Annotated in this window: 14 protein-coding genes; 3 read left to right on the top strand and 11 right to left on the bottom strand. The window is 56.1% G+C overall.

Annotation, left to right across the window (positions count from 1 at the left end):
- Positions 1–5: 5 nt before the first annotated feature.
- A complete protein-coding gene (locus tag P3T22_RS13160; RefSeq protein ID WP_429325270.1) occupies positions 6–989 on the bottom strand; it encodes a LysR substrate-binding domain-containing protein in 984 nt (327 codons plus the stop codon).
- Positions 990–1,184: 195 nt separating this feature from the next.
- Between P3T22_RS13160 and P3T22_RS13165 the strand changes: the two genes are divergently transcribed.
- On the top strand, positions 1,185–1,979 hold the full coding sequence (locus P3T22_RS13165; RefSeq protein ID WP_429325175.1) for an SDR family NAD(P)-dependent oxidoreductase: 795 nt from the start codon (positions 1,185–1,187) through the stop codon (positions 1,977–1,979).
- Positions 1,980–2,245: 266 nt separating this feature from the next.
- Complete coding sequence (locus P3T22_RS13170; protein ID WP_429325176.1) at positions 2,246–3,214, top strand: NAD-dependent epimerase/dehydratase family protein; 969 nt, start codon at positions 2,246–2,248, stop codon at positions 3,212–3,214.
- Positions 3,215–3,346: 132 nt separating this feature from the next.
- On the opposite strand, the gene P3T22_RS13175 is transcribed toward P3T22_RS13170, so the two are convergent.
- Positions 3,347–3,955, bottom strand: coding sequence for a TetR/AcrR family transcriptional regulator (locus P3T22_RS13175; RefSeq protein WP_429325177.1), 609 nt, complete (start codon positions 3,953–3,955; stop codon positions 3,347–3,349).
- Positions 3,956–4,131: 176 nt separating this feature from the next.
- On the opposite strand from P3T22_RS13175, the gene nudC reads away from it, so the two are divergent.
- Complete coding sequence (nudC, locus tag P3T22_RS13180; RefSeq protein WP_429325178.1) at positions 4,132–5,097, top strand: NAD(+) diphosphatase; 966 nt, start codon at positions 4,132–4,134, stop codon at positions 5,095–5,097.
- A 93-nt stretch (positions 5,098–5,190) separates the two neighbouring features.
- On the opposite strand, the gene P3T22_RS13185 is transcribed toward nudC, so the two are convergent.
- The 9 genes from P3T22_RS13185 to P3T22_RS13225 all read right to left on the bottom strand — a co-directional run bounded on the left by P3T22_RS13185 (position 5,191) and on the right by P3T22_RS13225 (position 19,222).
- Entirely contained in the window at positions 5,191–7,626 is a 2,436-nt protein-coding gene (locus P3T22_RS13185) for an efflux RND transporter permease subunit (RefSeq protein ID WP_429325179.1), read from the bottom strand.
- Positions 7,627–7,680: 54 nt separating this feature from the next.
- On the bottom strand, positions 7,681–8,817 hold the full coding sequence (locus P3T22_RS13190) for a WD40/YVTN/BNR-like repeat-containing protein (protein WP_429325180.1): 1,137 nt from the start codon (positions 8,815–8,817) through the stop codon (positions 7,681–7,683).
- Between the two features lie 102 nt (positions 8,818–8,919).
- Complete coding sequence (locus P3T22_RS13195; protein WP_429325181.1) at positions 8,920–10,302, bottom strand: DUF1329 domain-containing protein; 1,383 nt, start codon at positions 10,300–10,302, stop codon at positions 8,920–8,922.
- 23 nt (positions 10,303–10,325) lie between these two features.
- Positions 10,326–12,089: a DUF1302 domain-containing protein gene (locus P3T22_RS13200; protein WP_429325182.1), complete on the bottom strand. Its 1,764-nt coding sequence runs from the start codon at positions 12,087–12,089 to the stop codon at positions 10,326–10,328.
- A 1,019-nt stretch (positions 12,090–13,108) separates the two neighbouring features.
- Positions 13,109–13,843 carry an SDR family NAD(P)-dependent oxidoreductase gene (locus tag P3T22_RS13205; protein ID WP_429325183.1) on the bottom strand — a complete coding sequence of 245 codons (735 nt, stop codon included), beginning with the start codon at positions 13,841–13,843 and terminating at the stop codon, positions 13,109–13,111.
- 107 nt (positions 13,844–13,950) lie between these two features.
- Entirely contained in the window at positions 13,951–14,682 is a 732-nt protein-coding gene (locus tag P3T22_RS13210) for an SDR family NAD(P)-dependent oxidoreductase (protein ID WP_429325184.1), read from the bottom strand.
- A 335-nt stretch (positions 14,683–15,017) separates the two neighbouring features.
- Positions 15,018–15,623, bottom strand: coding sequence for a TetR/AcrR family transcriptional regulator (locus P3T22_RS13215; protein WP_429325185.1), 606 nt, complete (start codon positions 15,621–15,623; stop codon positions 15,018–15,020).
- A gap of 174 nt (positions 15,624–15,797) precedes the next feature.
- Positions 15,798–17,450, bottom strand: a complete 1,653-nt coding sequence (locus P3T22_RS13220; RefSeq protein ID WP_429325186.1) for a long-chain-fatty-acid--CoA ligase — start codon at positions 17,448–17,450, stop codon at positions 15,798–15,800.
- Between the two features lie 20 nt (positions 17,451–17,470).
- On the bottom strand, positions 17,471–19,222 hold the full coding sequence (locus P3T22_RS13225) for an aldehyde dehydrogenase family protein (RefSeq protein WP_429325187.1): 1,752 nt from the start codon (positions 19,220–19,222) through the stop codon (positions 17,471–17,473).
- Between the last annotated feature and the right edge of the window lie 21 nt (positions 19,223–19,243).

Below are 19,243 nucleotides of genomic sequence, written 5' to 3' on the forward strand. Positions count from 1 at the left end.
TGCGTTTACGTTTCTCCCGGCAGACGGCTATTCCGGGCGCCACCTCTTTCAGCAACCCCAGCGCCGGAGTTCAAATAGGCGTCCAGGTCATGCGACATCGCGGTAGAGCGCTCCACCAGGAAGTCGAGGAGCGCCCGCACGCGTGGCGCCATATACCTGCTACGTTGGTACAGGGCGTGCACAGGAACATCCGGAGACCGCCACTCCGGCATCAGAATAGTTAGTTTCCCCGTGCGCAGGTCCGATGCGATGTCCCATACCGATTTCATCGCTATACCGTAACCAGCCACTGCCCACTCGCGCGCGAGCGCACCGTCGTTGGTCTCCCTGGCATTTGCAAGGGGCACGGTATAAGTCTCGACCTCACCGCCGCGCGTGAACCGCCAGTCGTTCGCAGGCCCGGATGCCGTCGCAAGGATGATGCAATCGAACCGCTCCAAATCCTGCGGGCGCTCAGGCACCCCGTGCGTTGTCACATACTCGGGCGACGCACAAAGCACGCGTCGATTAGGCCCCAGGCGCCGCGCGACAAGCGAACTGTCTGGGGGCACGCCAAATCGGATCGCAAGGTCAATGTCGTCGAACAACAGATTCGACAACGAATCGGACAAGATCAACGCGAGCGTGACCTCCGGATATTGCACGTTGAACTCGTCAAGCCAGCCCTTGAGGACATGGCGCCCGAAATCCGAGGTAGCCGAAATCCGCACCTTCCCGCGAACAATGCTCCGACCGGCATGTAGCGCCGCATGCGCATCCTCCAGGGACTGAAGCGCCTGCTGACAATGCAGCAGATAAATCCGCCCCTCCTCGGTGAGCCTTAGCTGGCGCGTCGTGCGTTCAAACAGCCGCGTATGCAGGCTCGTCTCCAGTTTCACGAGGCGTGCGCTCGCGGCAGCGGGAGACAGCCCGAGCTTACGTCCGGCCGCCGATAGCCCGCCCAGGTTCGCCGCTTCGACAAAAAGCCGGATGTCGCCGAGGTTCTCCACGATGTTTCCGTTATTTTTGAAGATCATTCAAATCGTACGCCAATTATCAAAGTGCGCTGAGCTTTGCACAATGTGCAACTTCAGTACTCAGGCCGCGCCCCCCCATGAAGCTCGACCACGCAACCAGCAATTTGCGTCTGGTTCAAACCGCGTGGAACGCGCATTACAAATTACGCCCGATGCAAGGAGCAGAAAATGTTTGTTTATCGCGGCTCGACCGCCCTGATTACCGGTGCATCGAAAGGACTAGGGAAGGTCTTCGCGGAGGCACTTGCCGCACGTGGCATGAACCTCGTGCTGGTAGCCCGCTCCAGTGACGTTTTGAATGCCTTGGCGGAAGACCTCGCAACCAGGCACGGCGTGCAATGCGTCCCGCTCAATGCCGACCTGGGCGTTCCCGAAGCCGCCATACAGATCGGTGAGGAACTCAAGCGCCGCGGCATTCAGGTGGACCTGCTGGTCAACAATGCCGGGCTTGGGCTGACTGGCCTCTTCCTCTCGCACGATCTCAAGAAGGAACAGTCGGCGATCCAGGTCAACGTTCAGACGGTCGTCGCCCTTGCCCACCTGTTTGGCAGCGGGATGGCAGAACGTGGCAAGGGCGGCATCATCAACCTCGCATCCAACGCGAGCTTTCAACCCCTCCCCCATATGGCGACCTATGCCGCGACCAAGGCTTTCGTTCTTTTCTTCAGCGAGGCGCTGCAATTTGAACTCGCCGCCACGGGCGTACATGTGATGGCTGCTTGCCCAGGGCCAACGGCAACGAGCTTCTTTGATGGAGTTTCGACCAATGTGCCGGCAAAGGATATGGACAGCGCGGAATCGGTTGTTCAAAAAACCCTGAAGGCCTTCGACCAGAGAAAAGCTGTCGCCTACCCGGGGCGGACAAGCGTGCGAGCCACTACCTGGTTGTCGCGATTTCTTCCTCGAGCGCTCGTCGTGCGCCTCGCGGCGATGGCTAGCGGCAAAATGGGGCTTCACGCTTGACAGCGTCTGCATCCGATGTGGACCGCCATGATCGCGGGCAACACTACACTCAAGCGTGTCACGATCTGTATCTTCAGGTCAATTGACATTGTTTTCCGGCTTGCCCTTAAATTTTCCACAATCCAGTTAGCGATCCTACACGAATTACCATCATCCAGATCTCTCGACGCGTTGTGTCGCACACATGGACGCTACCCATCACTCACACATACCATTTGATCTTTGAATTCTATATGGTATTATTTCGTCTATCAAGGAGACATTCGATGAAGATTCTCGTAACCGGCGCGACCGGTTTTATCGGTGGCGCTGCCGCCAAGGCGCTCGCCAAACGTGGACACGAGGTCTTCGGCCTCGCGCGATCGGAGGATTCTGCCGGGAGGCTTCGCCTTGCCGGAATCACCCCCGTTGCCGGCGATTTTGCCGACAGCGCGAGTCTGATCAAAGCGGCCAACGAAGTCGATGCCGTCGTCAGCACGGCAAGCATTGGCTCACTGGCGGGCAGCGCTGAAACGTTCGCGCAGGATCGGGACGCGATTCGCGCCATGCTCGGCGCCATCGAAGGAACGGGCAGGACGCTGATCTTCACCAGCGGCTCGGCGGTTCTCGGCATCGTCAACGGAGGCGAGGCGACGCCCAACGTCTTTGATGAGGATGTGGATCTGCCTTTGCCGTCCTCGGTCTTTGCGCCTGCGTCAGCAAATGTGCCACCGGTGATGGTCGAAATGTTCGGCGCAGCCATGGCCGCGCGCGTTGAGACGGAGAAGGAAGTAGCGAGCGCCTCGGGCGTCCGCGGCATCGTGATGCGTCCGGGTCTCGTCTACGGACACGGCGGCAGCTATGACCTACCCGGTCTCATCAGGATGGCTCGCGCTCAAGGGGTCGCGCCACACCTCGGATCCGGCGCTACGCTACAAGGATACGTTCATGTCGATGAACTCGCCGAACTGTATTGTCTCGCTGTCGAACGCGCGCCGGCGGGTGCGGTGCTGCACGGCGTCGCGGGTGAAGTGAGCCAGCGAGAACTCGCCGCCTCCGTTAGCCGCATGATCGGCGCCGGCGATCGCACGGCAAGTCTTGAGTTCGGGGAAATGTTCGCGACTGGCGGCCCGATCGGCGTGAGTCTTTCGTTGAACAAGCGCATGTCGTCAGAAAAGACGCGACGTCTGCTGGACTGGTCGCCGACCCGCACAGACATCCTGCACGACATCGAGTTCGGGTCGTACGCCACCTGAGTTCGTTGCGATTGCACCGATCGCAGCAAACCGCAATCCCCGCTTCGAAGCCAATGCCAACGGCGCCGTGTCAAGCCCTGCTTGTGCGGCGGGCTACCACAGGCACCAGACCGGTGCCGCCCGCAGCGGCAGCTACTTCGTCAGAAAGACCTGCAGAAGTTCATCGATCACCCGGCCGGCCTGGTTACGGGATCGGGATTTACCCACCGGACGCTGGAGGCTCAGGCCGTGGGCCAGCGCGATAATACACGCAGCAAGGTCCGCGGCATCAATCGGAAGATTGGCTGAAGACACCTTGAAGTACGCGCGCAGAATGCGGGCGAGAGTCCGTATCTGTTGCTCCTGAAGCGCATAATAGTGCTCTGCGAACTCCGGACTGCGGCGAGCCTGCAGCTGAAGCTCCGTGGCAAGAACGGGACAATCGCTTTCCGAGTGCATGGTGGCAAGCCATTGGCTGATAGCCTGATAGAGTTCCTGCGGCTCCAACTCGACGATCTTTTCCAGCGCCGCCATGTCGCGCTCCATGTTCAATCGCAACAACTCGAGGAACAAGTCTTCCTTCGTCGAGAAATTGGAGTAGATGGCGCCTTTCGAGAGGCCTGCTTCTGCAGCGATGATGTCGACCGAGGCCCCACCATAGCCGAGCCGGGCGATCGCACTCTCGGCCGAAGCCAGCAGCCGCTCACGCGTGAGCGCTTGCTGTTCAGCACGACTACGGCGAACCGGACGCTGGACTTCCATTTGCATTTTGAAGTTTAACCGGTATTTAGAATGTTACTGTAAGTTGTAACCTATTTTTGCCGTTTAGGAAAGTCCTTTGCATGTGCCGTCTTCGCCTCGCCTTCGTCCGGGCGACGTAAAATGCATCGCACGAGACCCAACGCCGACCCGGCGTAACCGTACCGAAAGATACTCCAATGTCCATCCTTGATCAGTCCACCGCTATCGGCTTTGCTTTCAACCCGCTCGACCGGCGAAACGAAAAGCGCGACGATGCCGCGTTTATCGAGAGTTTGCAACGCGATCCGTCAACGCGTTTTATCGTCTTCTCCGCGGATATTCCAGTGCTGAAGCGCGGTAGTGAACATGACATTCTTTTCACGGCAAGCGAAGTGTCTGAGTTCGGCCCCCCGGTTCAGGTCGTTTTTCTAGGCCAGGCTGACACCGGGTCGGCACGCTTTGCCCTCGGGTTCGATCAGGGTGTGTTCGATCCCCCTTCACTGTCGACACGCCTCGAACTGATCGATCTGCGTTCTATTGCCGTTAGCGGCCTGGTCTCGCCCGGTCTACTGGGCGCACTCGGTCAGGCAAAAGCAATGCTCGATTGGCATCGGCGCCATCGCTTCTGCGCGAATTGCGGCCAACCGAGCCGGGCGTCGACCGCAGGCTGGCGACGTTCGTGCGACGCTTGCGGATCGCAACACTTTCCACGAGTCGATCCGGTCGTGATCATGTTAGGCATCGACAACAATCACTGTCTGTTGGGACGTCAGCGTCAGTTCGCAACGGGAATGTACTCGGCGCTTGCTGGCTTCGTTGAGCCCGGCGAAACAGTGGAAGACGCGGTACGTCGCGAAGTGCTTGAGGAAACCAGCGTGCATTGTTCTCAGGTCACCTATTTCGCGTCTCAGCCCTGGCCGTTTCCTTCATCACTGATGATCGGCTGTTTCGCTCGGGCGAATGATACGGAAATCATCGTCGATACGACAGAACTGGAAGACGCGCGCTGGTTTTCACGAGAGGAAGTCGCCGCGATGTTGTCCGGCACGCACGCTGGAGGACTGTCCGCACCCAAGCCATTCGCCATTGCACACCATCTGCTCCGCGCGTTCGCCAGCGAAGGTGCTGCGGTTCTGCGCGCTATCGAACCGGTTCCTTCTTGAATCTGTACGTATCGTGTCGAACAGAAACCGTTAGCCTCCGATCACACACTTACATCGCGACCGGAGATATCTGGACAAAATCAACTCGCCAGCTCAACTGGAGGCAACGCGCGACTTCGCGCCTGGGGAGTCTGAATTTTTCTCTGCCGACGGCAATTTCGACACGTCCCTCAACAGAAAATGCGAGAGAGCCGGGATCAGGACCAGTGCGCCAACCATATTCCAGAGAAACATGAAGGTAAGCAAGATACCCATATCAGCCTGGAACTTGATTGGCGACCACGCCCACGTCACCACCGCAGCGGCTAATGTGACGCCAATGAGCGCGATCACTTTTCCCGTAAAATTCAAAGCCGACAGATGCGCCTCCTCCAGGGAGTAACCTCGACGCTGCATTGCCAGTTGCACGCTCAGGAAATATAAGGCGTAGTCCACTCCGATACCGACCCCGAGTGCCGTAACCGGCAGAGTGGCCACCTTTACACCAATCCCCAGCACGACCATCAGTGCCTCGCAAAGGATCGACGTTATCATCAGCGGAACCAGCGCGACGACAACCGCGCGCCAACTGCGGAAGGTGACGAAACACAGCAACATAACCGCGCCGTAGACCATGAACAACATGCGTCTATTCGCATTGCGAACCACGATATTCGTGGCAGCCTCGATACCAGCGCTGCCCGCCGCCAGCAGGAAGTTCGTATCGCCTGTGTTATGCGTAGACAAGAATTGCTGTGCGGTTGCAACGACGCGCTCCAGGGTCTCCGCCTTATGATCCGAAAGAAACGCAATAATGGGAGCCACGGAACGATCGTTGTTTACAAGCTCCGGGTTTGCAACATAAACATTGTTGATCGCATCGTTTGTCACATAAGGATCCCGATTGATCGTCATCCATCGCGGGTCACCCTCGTAACCAGACGCGGTGTACAAGCGTGCGAGGCTGCTGGCAGACGTCGTTGTTTGCACCCCGGGCACATCGCGCAACGCTTCCTCGAGCCGGTCCATCTCCAGCAGTGTCCGAAAGCCGGTAAGTCCCATTTGCGGTGTCTTCACGATGATCGCAAACTGATCCGTCGACAATCCGTAGTGATTTGTGACGTAGGCGGCGTCACGGTTATAACGTGAACTGGCGCGCAATTCCGGCGCGCCCGGATCAAGGTCGCCAATCTTGAGATGTTCGCCTACGACAAGGCCCCCAACAGTCAGCCCGGCCGCGAGCAGCAGGACGACGCTAGCCACGCGACGGCGCGAGAACGGTGCGAGAAGTCGTATAAACGGGTGATGAGTGCCCGTCCGCAAACTGCGCCCAGCCGCAGCCTGGCTCACACCCGTATATGACAGCAATACGGGCAACAATATCAAATTCGTGAAAACCAGCACTACCACGCCGATACAAGCGGCCAGCGCGAGCCCACGGATCACGGGGATGTCGATGAACATCAGAACAGCGAATCCGACGGCGTCCGCCAGCAACGCAGTCAGACCCGCCGCAAATAGTCTGCGAAACGTATAGCGCGCTGCCACATATCTGTCTGTTCCACGACCGATGTCCTGCGTAACGCCATTCATTTTCTGAGCACCGTGCGAGACGCCCACCGCAAAGATCAGGAATGGTACGAGTATCGAATACGGATCAAGCTTTGCGCCCAGTAGGCGCATGATCCCAAGCTGCCACAATACCGCCGTGAGAGAGCATAAGCTCACGAGCAATGTACTGCGTGGACATCGCGTGTACAGGAACACAATCCCCATCGCGATCAGTGCGGCAAAAATGAAATAAACGACGACCTGCCTCAGCCCATGAATCAGGTCGCCCGTGAGCTCGGCAAAGCCGATTACGTGGATCGCAATCTGGTCATTTGAATAGTCGACGCGAATCTTCTCTATCGCGTCTCGAACAGCAAGGTCATCAAGGGGTTTTCCGCTATCGCCGTACGTCGCCAGCAAAGGCACGAAAATCGTACTGGAATTCTGGTCGCCCCCGACAATGGAACCGACGATGCCCGCGCGAGCAATATTGACACGAAGGCGCTGAATGCTTGCGGGTGAACCGTCGTAATCATCAGGCATGACTGGACCGCCCTGGAACCCGTCAGCGGTGACTTCGGTCCATCGGACAACAGGCATCCAGAGAGACTTGACAAAAGCGCGGTCGACCCCACGAATCACGTAAACCCGGTCGTTGATCTGACGCAATGTTTGAAGATACCTCGGGCTATATATACTCCCTTTTTTGTTCTCGACAACAATGCGCACCGAGTTACCCAGACTACGCAGAGAATCAGCATTCTTGAGGTAGTTATGGATGAACTCGCTCGATTGAGGCATCATGTCCTGGAAGCTCACGCCTATCGTCAGCTTTGATGCTTCAAATCCAAAAATAGCAATCAACAGTAGGCTGATGATCATGATCAACCGTCTATGATTGAAAATCAGCCGCTCCAGACGGGATCCTGAACGGCGATCGAAGTCTTTTTGCAACCGTACTACAGGCATCCCGTCACCGCTTCCGATATTGCTTTCCATAAGACACTCTCAAGATCTTGAAGCAAGGGCCCTACGAGGGGCGATCCGCTAAAGTCAGTGAAGCGTTAAGATGCGCGTGCCATCTAACCCGGACACCGCCACAGCGCTGTCTCCCATGCCGTGAACGGCCGTAAAAACAGTCGGCCTCCCGACTACCTGCGACTGGAAGTTCTCGCCCATCTCATCTCCGGTCGCGATCTCCCCGCCGCTTGTCACCAAAACAAACACGCGACGCTGCGGAAGATAGGCGGCGCCAGTGATGGCGCCATGCATAGGTACGGTCGTCGGTGTCCACGTAGTGCCCGAGTCCGTGCTGCGATAGACGGTACCGCGCAATCCGTGGGCCAATAGCACCTTGGCGTTGCCTACAATGCCGAAGAAGCTTCCTGGGTAACCCGTGGTCGCGGCGACAAACCGTCCAGATTGGCGGTCGAACTTGAAGACGGTCCCTTTCTCCGCGGCAATATAAAGATTCCCTTCGATGTATCGAATCGAGTTCAGATGCAAGAACTGAGGATCATCAATTCGGTCTAGATAAGGTTGCCAGGTCTTTCCGCCATCCTCAGTTGCCACGATCATTCCGAACGAGCCAACCGCGAACCCCATGCGAGCGTTTTCGAACGCCACACTGACGAACGGCAACGTGGGGCCACTTTTATAGTTGAGGTTCAGTTGGTCCAGATAGGGTTGTACCGATTGATCGCCGGCCGCGACTTTCTGTTGATATATGGCAGACAGCCTACGCGCCGCAACGCGCCCATCCAGTTGTCGACTCCACGTTGCCCCGCCATCTCCGCTGTGCAGCACCACCCCGTCGTGTCCCACTGCCCAGCCTTCGAGGTTCGTTGGGAAACTCAGCGCCAGCAAGTCGCTTTGCGCCGGCACAGAAGCCTGCGTCCACGTCTTGCCACCGTCATCGGATATCGCGATCAAGCCGCGCATGCCTACCACAACAAGGCGTCGGCCCGCACCCACAACTGACATGACGGGTCGTCCAGCAACGGACGTACGCATCAGCGCCGGCGCGTCAAGAGGATCAACGAAAGCTCGATTCGGCGAGCCGTCCGGTGCCGCCGTTGATGCAGTCGCGACCTGATTGCCAAGTCCCGCAGACGCCATCGCGATAACCACAGCGACGCGCGCCCACTTCCTCATACCGCGGGTGTCCAACACCTTCTCGAAGATGACCATAGCAGTAAACCTAATCAAAAACCGATTCGAAGCATCACGCACTGTCCCAATCCCATTTGCAGAGCAGCACATCCGAAGCGTGGACGGATGTGCTGCTTTGCATCAGTGCATACCAGTTCCGGCCATGCCTGCTGGCGTAAACAAATTCTCTTTTTGATGCGTATCAGAAGGCTTAATCAAAGGATGGCCATCGACGGGACCGCCAGAATTTGTCCCGAAATAGTTGCCTTTCTGTAAATCGTAAATGTTATAGGTTGCGCTAAATACTCCCCCGCCTCCATCGTAAAAATTTAATGTGTAATCAAATCCAACCTTCCAGAGCTTTCCTTCCGGATCGTATGCGTCCGCTTCGACGATCGCCCAGCTATCCTCATCAACGTAGAACGTCCTCTTCGAATAGGCATGCCGTTCCCCGTGTTTCAGAGTCGCTTCTACAACCCATACGCGGTGCGTCTCCCAGCGAATTGCGTCCGGATTTAGATGCTGCTTCCCAAACATCTGATCGGGCGACATCGACAGATACTTATACGAACTGTACGGAATCACCAACTCCTTCTTACCGATCAAATTGAAATCGAACCGGTCCATCCGCCCATGAAAAAGTCCAAGATCGTCCCAAAACATGACGCCGCCGAATTGGGAAATTGGCGTGTCGTATTTATAATCGGGAGCCATTCTTGTTCGCCGCTGCCCTGGCATATATAGCCACGTCGTTTGATCGTCTACCGAATTATTAATGGGAGTGTATGCAAGGATTGCTGTACCGACTCCGGTCGGCGGGGATACCTGGACAACATGATAAATGTCGTAAGCGTCATGCGGTGCCTTTCCTTGCCCTAGCGCCCGATCATAGTACGGCCTGTAATCGTTTGCGTCATTCTCGGGAAGCTCGCTTCGATTTCCCGCGCTGTCGACCAACCATGACTTCGCCTGATTCTCGTACTGAGTCCTCTGAAAATTCAGACTGCTATTGAACATCACTTCATAGCCATCTTTCGGAATCGGAAACGGAAGGCCGCCAAATGCCCCATCCACGCCATCCCCTTGAATCTTCCCAACGAGCTTAGCGGTGGTGGCATTTTTGAGTGTGTTGTCGAGCACCCATTTCGGGTAGTGCATGGTCCGATGTGTCAGGTATACGTCAACCCGGTAAGTCGGAAAGCGCTTGAGCAATGCCTGTACACCAGGCGTCAGTCGATCCGCATACTGCGACATATTCTTCGCAGTAATACTGTACAACGGCTTTTCGTCCTTGAACGGATCCGGAATCAAGCCGCTCTTCGGGTCAAATTCAGCGGGCGGCGTGATAAGTCCGCCCGTATACGCGGGAACCGCGCCATCAGCACTTGCTTGTTTCTCGGCGCCAAATTCCGTAAGTGAGGTGCCCAGTTTCCTGGCGTCGTCAGCCGACACCGCCGCGAGCGTAACTCCTGAATGCGAGGCAACGACAAGCATTCCCGCCACGATTCCAAATACCTTCTTCATAACGTCTCCTCCAACAATTATTACTAGAACGAGCTTTGCAGTGTGAGTGAAACCCAGTTACGGTCGTTATTGCCGAACAGTCCGTTGCCGCTGGAATAGTAGGCAAGACCGCCTGGGGTAAAGGCGACCCCATTCGTATGAGCGTGGTACCCGTTGTATGCGAGCGTAACTGTCGTTTTCTGTCGGATTGTTGCCTGCACACCAATCGAGAACGAGTTGGTTCCCTGCCCATTCTGCGAAGTGCCTACCTGTGCGTTATTTCCGTAGATACCAAACACATCCGAGATCGGCATACTCAGATCGACGCCCGGAAAAACCTGCAACCATTGTGGCTGGAACAGGATTTCGGCTGCGGCATAATTGCGAGTCGCACATCCGTCCCATTTGTTACCGGCACTACAACCGGCGTTACCCACGCCGTTATAGAGAAGCTGATTTGCGGTGACGGACAAAAGCCTGGTATAAGCCAGTTCGGCAGTCAGCGTGCCGGTGTCCCACAGAAACGACCGCGACAACGGGACAATCGCATTGGCGATCAGGTTAAGCGTATTTCCCTTTGCACCTTGCGGCTCGACCGGGACGAGCGGACTAGCAGTGCTATTCAGTGCAGTATTTTTTCGGTATGAGGCTTCGAAGCCGGTGCCGACATTTCCTATTGTCGTATCGAGGGAATATCCGAATAGTTGAACCCCGCGGTTGTACGAAAGATGGTAATCCGTAGGAACTCCACCGGCTCCGAAATCCAGCAAGGGAGCCCACGGCTGCGTTTCGTCGAAGCGGCGAAAATAAAAACCCATCCCACCATTCAGAAATGCCGGTGTCCAACCTAGTTTCACGCCAAAATTGTTGTCAAGATTTCGCGGCGTATTGCTAGCGCCGGCCGGCACGTTGATAGGCAAATATCCGCCGGCCGGCAAGCCGAATTGGCTACTTGGAACGGCACCCGCGAAGAAATTCGACGGTCCAGTAAAGAGAAAATCAGCGGGGGCGAGAAATGTCCCCCCGGCAGGCAAGCGGTTTGAGTTGAAAACGAACGCATATTGACCTGAAAGCGAAACTTCAGGCGTAAGATGCGCAGTCAAGCTAAGTTGCGGACGAGGCAGAAATAGCTGTTGGACCTCCGCGCCGGGACTTGCGGACAAAGCTATGGCATCAATGGCGCCCTGAGAGTACGAGATCCCCTCGAGCGGGAAAAACAGAGCATTACCCCAGTATTCCGTAAACTGCCCAAGCTTCAGGGAAACGTTTTTTCCCGCCACGTCAAAGTTGTCAAACACGAATGCATCAAGCAGCTGCTCGCCCTGGGCGTAGTAGCGATTCGTATAGGAGGAGTACTTGCTGTCCGAATAAGAATCGATCGAGTGGTACGTGATAGCCGGGAACCCACCACCTGCGGGCGCATAGATCCCGGGATTTGAGACGTCTCCACCTCCGTACGCGAAGTCTTTCCATATTGACGCAGAAAGACGAAAGCCGACGTGCCCTTGATACGTTACGTTTAATTCCGAAAGCAACGCGGTTCGATTGGTGACGATGTCGCCCGCATGCGCAAACTTATAGTCGGATTCGTCATAGTTCGGGTTATTTCCTATGAGCGGATCGATGCCGTTAGCACGCATTCCAAGGTTGTAGGTCAGCGTATTGTCCCAACTGACCTGCCAGTCCGACGGCATGTTGAATGAAAAGGCCCAGGCACCCGTGGGGACTGTGGCCATCAACACCGCCGAGAGAGCAATCGTTCCCTTCAGTCGCCCAGCCAGCGTCTCTTGCGGTCTAGCATCAAACATTTCCGGCGTCTCCTGTTTGCTAAAGGCCGCGACGTTCAGCGCAACCTTCTAGTATTTATGTCCAGATAAAGATCTCGCCTTGCGTAATTTTAATGAATTGCATTCCTAACTATTGCATATCGATGATCGCACCGCACCCCGAAAGAAAAGGACGATGACCACACCCCTCTTCACCTGTCTCAGCTACCCTGAAAACCCTTAACAGCTACAAGCCCCGTTGCCACAACCATCGCAGTTTCGTCCTTGACCACGCGTAAGATGATTGCCACCTTCACGGTCAGCTGAACCGTAAGTCATAGTGTCGACCTCGCACATTGCCCCTCTGCATCCGCCAGTCGCCCCATTGAAAACGGGTAACCTTCAATCAATGATACCAATGTGACTTTAAATATCAATCGGTATTTAAATTGATATCGTTAAAAATTCGACGATGCTCAGGAGGCTATTCCGACGATGCGGCGACAGAGGGTTGCCCTTGCAGCAACGCAAGGTGCAAGTAATCCGGCGTCCATGCGTTGCACGGTATTGCCACACTCGATGTGAAAGAACCTTCACGCACATCCACAGAAATCGTCTGTTCCGGTTTTTGAACGACACGCTCGGCGCAGAGAGACCAGTCCGCGTTGCTCGACCCGTAGCATCGATTCAGGAAATCCACGGAAGCGCTTCAATGACTGCCATCCCCGCCGCCACTCCGACGATGGCACCAGCCAGGCTCGGACGACATCGTTCCAGCTTGAGCGCTCTAAGCATGTTCCCGACGAGAACGATCCCGAGCAGTGAGAAAACGGTAAGAAGAAAGCAAATTTCGAAGGGGTTACTGATAACCATGACACTCCCTATCTTCGTTTCTCGCAACCGCATGAATTTGCGAAGGAGCCGCGCCAGCCGGGTCGTAGCCCTTCGCCGTCATGCGCTACGTGACCATATAAATTAATCAGTTTTACTTATCGACAAATGAAAAACAGCACGTAGATCGAACGCTTTCCCTACGATCAATCAACTCGCTCCATGCCGATCTACACCTGCGCAGCTCCACCGTCCGCGAATACTTCGGTACCTGTCACAAAGCTGGATGCATCAGATGCCAAAAACAAGGCGACGGACGCAATTTCCGCCGCTTGAGCCAGTCGGCCCGCCGGAGCCAGGCTAGCAAATCCGGCCTTCATGTCGTCCGGCATCGGTGCGATGATCGGTGTATCCGTCGTCCCTGGACTCAACAAATTCACGCGGATCTTGCGATCCTTGAGCCCTGTTGTGCAGGTCCTGGCTAGCGAACGCAATGCCGCTTTGGTCGCGCTATAGACGACCAAATCGCCAAAACCCTTTGCGCCGGCGATCGAGCCGGTCAGGATGATTGAGCCGCCGTCTCTGAAGAGCGGCAACGCCTCCTGAACGGAGAACAACGTTCCTTTGAAATTGACCCCGACGATATGATCGAAGTGCGCTTCCGTGATCGTGCCAATAGGCCCAACGTCACCGACGCCAGCGTTGGCGAACAGTACGTCAATGTAGCCCGCCTCCGCCGCGACTATTTCGTAGAGGCGTTGGCGATCGGCAGAGTTGGAGATATCGCCCTGAACGGCGCGAACATGATGCCCGATCTCAGATATAGCACGATCCAATTCAGACTGTCGCCGACCGGTAATGAAGACAAACGCCCCCTCCTCAACGAACAGTTTCGCTGCTTCAAGGCCAATCCCAGAGCTTCCGCCAGTTATCACCGCGACCTTGCCTTGCAAACTCATACCCATTACGCACTCGCTTTCATATGACAATGCGCCCGACTTGTCGTGAAGCCGGCGCATTCCCGTGATTCATTCGCGCGGCAACCAGCGAAGCCGCGCACCGATTCGATCGACTAGAGTCTTGCGCCGGCGTCCACCGCAATCTCCGCCCCAGTCATGTAGCTGGCTGCGTCTGACGCCAGGAAGGCAACCGCTTCGGCCACTTCTCCCGGCTTGGCCATGCGTCCCAGCGGCACCATCTTCGCGTAGAACGCGTTGGTCTCCGGCGAGTTGCCCGCGAGCATAGGCGTGTCAATCAGGCCCGGATAGACCGAGTTGACTCGTATGCCCAACGGTGCCAATTCGACTGCCGCACAGCCCGTCATACCGCGAACGGCCCACTTGGTAGACGCGTATGCGAACTGACCGGGCAGCGCTCGCAATCCGGAGACAGACGAGATGTTCACAATCGAACCCCCGCCAGAGGACTTCATCGGCTCGACCACTGCGCGCATGCCAAGGAATACTCCGAGCTGGTTGACCCGATAGTGCGTATCGAGTTCTGCCGGCTCCGTTTGCATCAGCGGTTTCGGGTCAAACATGGCGGCGTTATTGATCAAAATGTCGAGTCGGCCAAACCGGCCAAGCGTCTCCGAGATCACGCGCTCCCAAGAGCCCTGATCCGCTACATCGTGCTTGACGAAAAAGGCCGCCTCACCCAATTCAGCCGCAACCCGGGCGCCAGCCTCCAGAATGTCCGCAACTACAACTCGAGCCCCTTCCGCCACGAACAGCCGTGCCTCTGCCGCCCCCTGCCCGCTCGCCGCCCCAGTAATAATCGCTACTTTGCCTTCCAGCCGAGCCATAAGTCCGCCTCCAAATATCCAATAGGTTTCGGGATCACCGAACAAGTCGTGAAAACATCAAACTCGCATGCAACGTCATGCTGATAGACAGAATACCACTCGATTTTTAAATATCAATTGGTATTTGTATTGATAGGATGCTCAATCGGATCCTTCAGCTGATTCGCTTCATGCGTGAGAAGGGTGCGACGCGTGAGGAAGACGCGAACCGTCGATTTCACATATTGGTCAACGAGATAGCCAAAGGTGCGTCGATAGGCTTTCTCGACGATTGGGCTAGGTCTGAACTAGTCATGTCCGAAGCCGCATCGGTCTTCGACTCGGACCTCCGTTGTCTAGACGCGGATAAGGACCCTCAGCATCTTGTCTATGATGGCTCCCGACTCGCAAAGTGTCGCCGCTGTTTGGTCACAAGCCTTCAGACTCAGTCCGCGAGCCAAAGCGGTAATCCCATCCGCCAGGTGCACCGCGTCGACCGGATTAGCCATTGACTGTGCCGCAAAGTGACGCTCAAGGACACGCGCCAGCATGTCAATCAGGCCCTTTTGAAATGCATGGTAACGCGCCGCAAATTCGGTGCTTCGCCGTGTGTGAAGCATCAGTTCTGCAATCAGTTGCGAACCGGCTTGTGTCGTCTTAACCCAATTCGCCACTGCATCAAAAATTCTCTCTGGCTGCAGGCGATCAATCCGCTCCAATGCCGCGATATTGCCTTCCATATAGAGGCGCAGCACTTCAGAGAAAAGAGCCTCTTTATCGGGAAAGTTGAAGTAGAGCGCTCCTCTGGTGTAGCCGGCCTCCGCTGCGATCAATTCAAGAGACGCCCCTTCGTAGCCAAACCGTGAGAATGCAGATTCAGCGGCGCTAACCAGGCGCCTGCGCGTAAGCGCTTGTTGCTCAACTCGTGAAAGCCGACTGGTTCTTGCGTTGTTCTGCACCATTGACGCCTCCATCTTCCGCAAACTCAAGGTGTGCAACCTCTGGTCAAACGAAACGCTGCTTCGGTGACTCGCCGTCGCCGCCATCATCGCCACGGCAGCAGATCTATCAAAATAGGCCGTCTATTTCAATTTCGGCACAGTTCGTTCGTTAATAGACGTGTATCCGACTTGAGCTCATGCTTTGGCGGCACTCCTTCCTTCGAAATGGGTTCGCAAATTTTTCTTATCGATCTTGCCGACGCTTGTCCGGGGCAGGCTTTCCACAATGGCGATGTTCTCCGGTATGGCAATCCGGTTAAGCAACCCCTTATCTACGAACGCTACCAGGTGATTCCGCAACAAGTCAGCGGTAAGCGAGGCTGCCGCCGACGCAATCGGAACAACGAATGCGAACGGACGCTCGCCCCACTTCATGTCAGGAATTGCTATTACGGCGGCCTCGGCGACATCCGGGTGAAGCATGATCAGGTCCTCAACCTGGGTTGAAGATACCCATTCACCGCCAGTCTTTATCACGTCCTTGAGCCGATCGCGAATCGCAACGGCACCGTTCTGATCGATGACCGCCAGATCTTGCGTATGCAACCATCCGCCACGCCATAAGCCCTCGCTTGCAGCCACGTCACCTTCATAACTTTGCGTGAGCCATGGAGCGCGCAATACGAGTTCGCCCTCGCTACGACCGTCGGCCGGGAGCGGATTCATATCCGGGTCGACGATCATGGTTTGAACCAGAGGAATCGGCATACCCGCGCGGCGAAGCGCTGCGCCTCGGTCATTGGCGGCATTCCTGTCATGCCGGGCGACGCAAATCGTCGGTGCTGTTTCCGACATGCCGTATCCGGCCAGAGCATTGATGCCGAACGTTGCCGCGGTCTCCTGTAGGGACGAAGACAACGCGGAACCACCGATAAGCAACGTCCACGGACCGATGGACTTATGTCCTGCCGCAGTGGCTGCGCCAAGAAGCATTTGCAATACGGTAGGGACACAGTGCGAGAAATTCACCCTTTCATCGCGCTTAAGTTTGAGCAACAGCTCGGGCTCATACCTGCCTGGGTAGACTTGCTTCGCACCTGCCATCGTCGCTACGTAGGGCATTCCCCAGGCGTGGACATGAAACATCGGCGTGAGCGGCATATAGACATCGCCGCGCCGAAAACCTTGTCCATCCGGTTGAGAGGCCAGCGTCGCCGTCAAAGAGAGTGCGTGAAGTACAAGCTGTCGATGACTGAAGCTCACCGCCTTTGGGTTTCCTGTCGTACCGGTCGTATGAAACGTGGTCGCAAGCGCATTTTCATCAAACTCCGGAAAATCAAAGCGTGCGTGACTGGCAGAGAGCAATTCCTCATATTCGCCCTCGGTACCCTCTTTGCAAAAATCTTCACCGTCGGCGATCAGGACACGGCATCGAATGCCGGGCAAATGCGGAAGGACCGCGTCCAGCAGAGGCGCAAAATCTCGATGAAACAGCAATACGGATGCAGTCGAACTGCGTAAGCAATAAACCAGCTGTTCCGTGGACAGGCGGACGTTAACTGTCTGAAGAACTGCGCCCATCATAGGCACGGCGAAGTAAGCTTCCAGATAACGGTGACTGTCCCAATCCATTACCGCCACGGTCTCACCAGGCCTGACACCCAATGTTTTCAGCATGCCGGCTAGCCGATTTACCCGTTCAAGGAGATCCGCATATGATTGGCGATGCTCGCCCCGATAGACGATTTCCTGCTCTGCCGCTGCCGCTATCGATCCCTCAAGAATGTGACGAATGAGCAACTGATGACGGTGTGCGTTGGATGCAGGTGTGGCAAAGCGTACGGACATGCTAATTGTTCTCCAGTGTGTTATCCGCGAAGCGCGCTGAGGAAGATTCCAGGCAGCTTTAGCAAGGAAGGACTTGCCTGAAAGGCGACAATCTTGCGGGCGGTGGCGGTTGCCGTACGGTTCGTCACGAACCACGGTGGCCTTGGCAGCATGGCAAAGCTCCCGTGCAGGATTCCGCGAGGAAATGGTCTGAAGGGCGCGCGAACAATCGATCTCTGCGGCCGATCAAACAGAAAACCATTGTGAACGAATCCTTTGCCACTCTGAATGTCATTGAGCGGGTGGCCAGGGAATGCGCCCCAAGGGGTGTGCGCCAACAGAAAACCCAGCCCACTCCAGGCATTCACCGCTACACACCCGTAGCGCAGTTCAGCTAACAGAAGCTCAAACTTCACTCCAAGCGCCTTTTCAGTCACCGGGTCAATGATGACATTTGCCCCCAACGTGCCGTGCAGGCGATCGTTCGCGAAAGCGATCGCGTTCTGCAAGAAGCCCGCGGAATCGCTCCCCTCAAGAAACACCACGCCGAGAGCGGGGCCAAAAACCTCAGTCGAAAAACTGGGCGGCTCTTCACTCTCTTCAACATTGATAAAGGAAATAATGCGTGACACGTCGGCAGCATCTCCGAGCTCAATCGCTTCGGGATTTGTTGCCAGAAACCCGGCGAGCCGTTCCTGCGCGCCAGGATAGTACAGTGACCGCGAAGGCGCGCGCGCGAGGGCACGACGCAATTCTTCGAGGAATGCGTCCTTCAACGGCCATTCCCGCGGCAAGATGAGTATTTGGGCCGCAATGCAGTTGAATCCGGAGTTGTGAAGTTTCTGAGTGGCGACGTGCTCGGCCTGAAATCGCAAATCAGCCCTCGTCCAAAGGCCGGGAGCCACGATTGTCGGACAGACCGCGCCCAACTCACTCGTGATGGGGCGATTGTTTAAAGGACGATTCCGCTTCTTGCGATCCACGCCATCGTCTCCCACACCGAAGATAATGGCGTCGTGCGAAGCGGAGCTTCCAGTGATGTGCAACGTATCGACAAGTGAATGCGTAGTCAGATAGATTCCTACGTCAACGCCACCGCTCGCAATCGCGAAATAGCCCGCGTCAATCAACGGTTTGAAGATAGTCTCGAATATCGGCTTGAGGTAGTCTGTGACAGGATTGAGTTTGACGACCGTCACGCTGTTCTCCGCATAGAGCTTATAAAGCGCGTCGAGCGGTGCAATGCTGGTGATATTGCCGGCACCTAGTACGAGCGCTATCCGCCCCTCGTTTGAGGAACGTTCAGCACCATAGCTGCCGGCTGATGATTGCCTCAGCATCTCCGGCGAGACGTCCGGTTCCATCCACACTTCCGCGCTCACGCCACTGAGCAGCAACCTGTCGGTGATGGTCAGCGGAAAGACTTCTGCGGCCGTTTGTCCATTGGCGGTGCGACGCACCTTTACTCCGTTCAGGTAACGATGGCCGTCGATGCGTTGAAGCGTGCGAAGCAGGATATCGATAGCCGTCAACATCGCCCATGGCCCTGACATCCACTCCTCGCCCGCGATTGTCGAGTCGGCCGACAGGCCTTTCCGCGTAACGGCAAGTAGCGCCCACGCCTCGGCAGTTTCTACGACGCCTGCACGTACCTTCTGGAGAAGATCGATACGTTGCTTGATGGGAAGTCGTGCCCATTCGCGCTTGTTGACAGAGAGTCGATCAATCACACGGTCAAAATGACCTTGGTTGAATGTTTTTTTCAGACCGTTTTGGGATGCCGAGGTTTTCACCGGGTTCCTTTGCATTACTGG

Source organism: Paraburkholderia sp. GAS348 (assembly GCF_050434205.1).
Taxonomy (GTDB): domain Bacteria; phylum Pseudomonadota; class Gammaproteobacteria; order Burkholderiales; family Burkholderiaceae; genus Paraburkholderia.

What these genes read in the sequence shown, in the direction of transcription:
- P3T22_RS13190 (WP_429325180.1), bottom strand. Translation starts at nt 8,817, where the DNA reads ATGGTCATCTTCGAGAAGGTGTTGGACACCCGCGGTATGAGGAAGTGG.
- P3T22_RS13165 (WP_429325175.1), top strand. Translation starts at nt 1,185, where the DNA reads ATGTTTGTTTATCGCGGCTCGACCGCCCTGATTACCGGTGCATCGAAA.
- P3T22_RS13210 (WP_429325184.1), bottom strand. Translation starts at nt 14,682, where the DNA reads ATGGCTCGGCTGGAAGGCAAAGTAGCGATTATTACTGGGGCGGCGAGC.
- nudC (WP_429325178.1), top strand. Translation starts at nt 4,132, where the DNA reads ATGTCCATCCTTGATCAGTCCACCGCTATCGGCTTTGCTTTCAACCCG.
- P3T22_RS13195 (WP_429325181.1), bottom strand. Translation starts at nt 10,302, where the DNA reads ATGAAGAAGGTATTTGGAATCGTGGCGGGAATGCTTGTCGTTGCCTCG.
- P3T22_RS13220 (WP_429325186.1), bottom strand. Translation starts at nt 17,450, where the DNA reads ATGTCCGTACGCTTTGCCACACCTGCATCCAACGCACACCGTCATCAG.
- P3T22_RS13185 (WP_429325179.1), bottom strand. Translation starts at nt 7,626, where the DNA reads ATGGAAAGCAATATCGGAAGCGGTGACGGGATGCCTGTAGTACGGTTG.
- P3T22_RS13200 (WP_429325182.1), bottom strand. Translation starts at nt 12,089, where the DNA reads ATGTTTGATGCTAGACCGCAAGAGACGCTGGCTGGGCGACTGAAGGGA.
- P3T22_RS13215 (WP_429325185.1), bottom strand. Translation starts at nt 15,623, where the DNA reads ATGGTGCAGAACAACGCAAGAACCAGTCGGCTTTCACGAGTTGAGCAA.
- P3T22_RS13175 (WP_429325177.1), bottom strand. Translation starts at nt 3,955, where the DNA reads ATGGAAGTCCAGCGTCCGGTTCGCCGTAGTCGTGCTGAACAGCAAGCG.
- P3T22_RS13205 (WP_429325183.1), bottom strand. Translation starts at nt 13,843, where the DNA reads ATGGGTATGAGTTTGCAAGGCAAGGTCGCGGTGATAACTGGCGGAAGC.
- P3T22_RS13170 (WP_429325176.1), top strand. Translation starts at nt 2,246, where the DNA reads ATGAAGATTCTCGTAACCGGCGCGACCGGTTTTATCGGTGGCGCTGCC.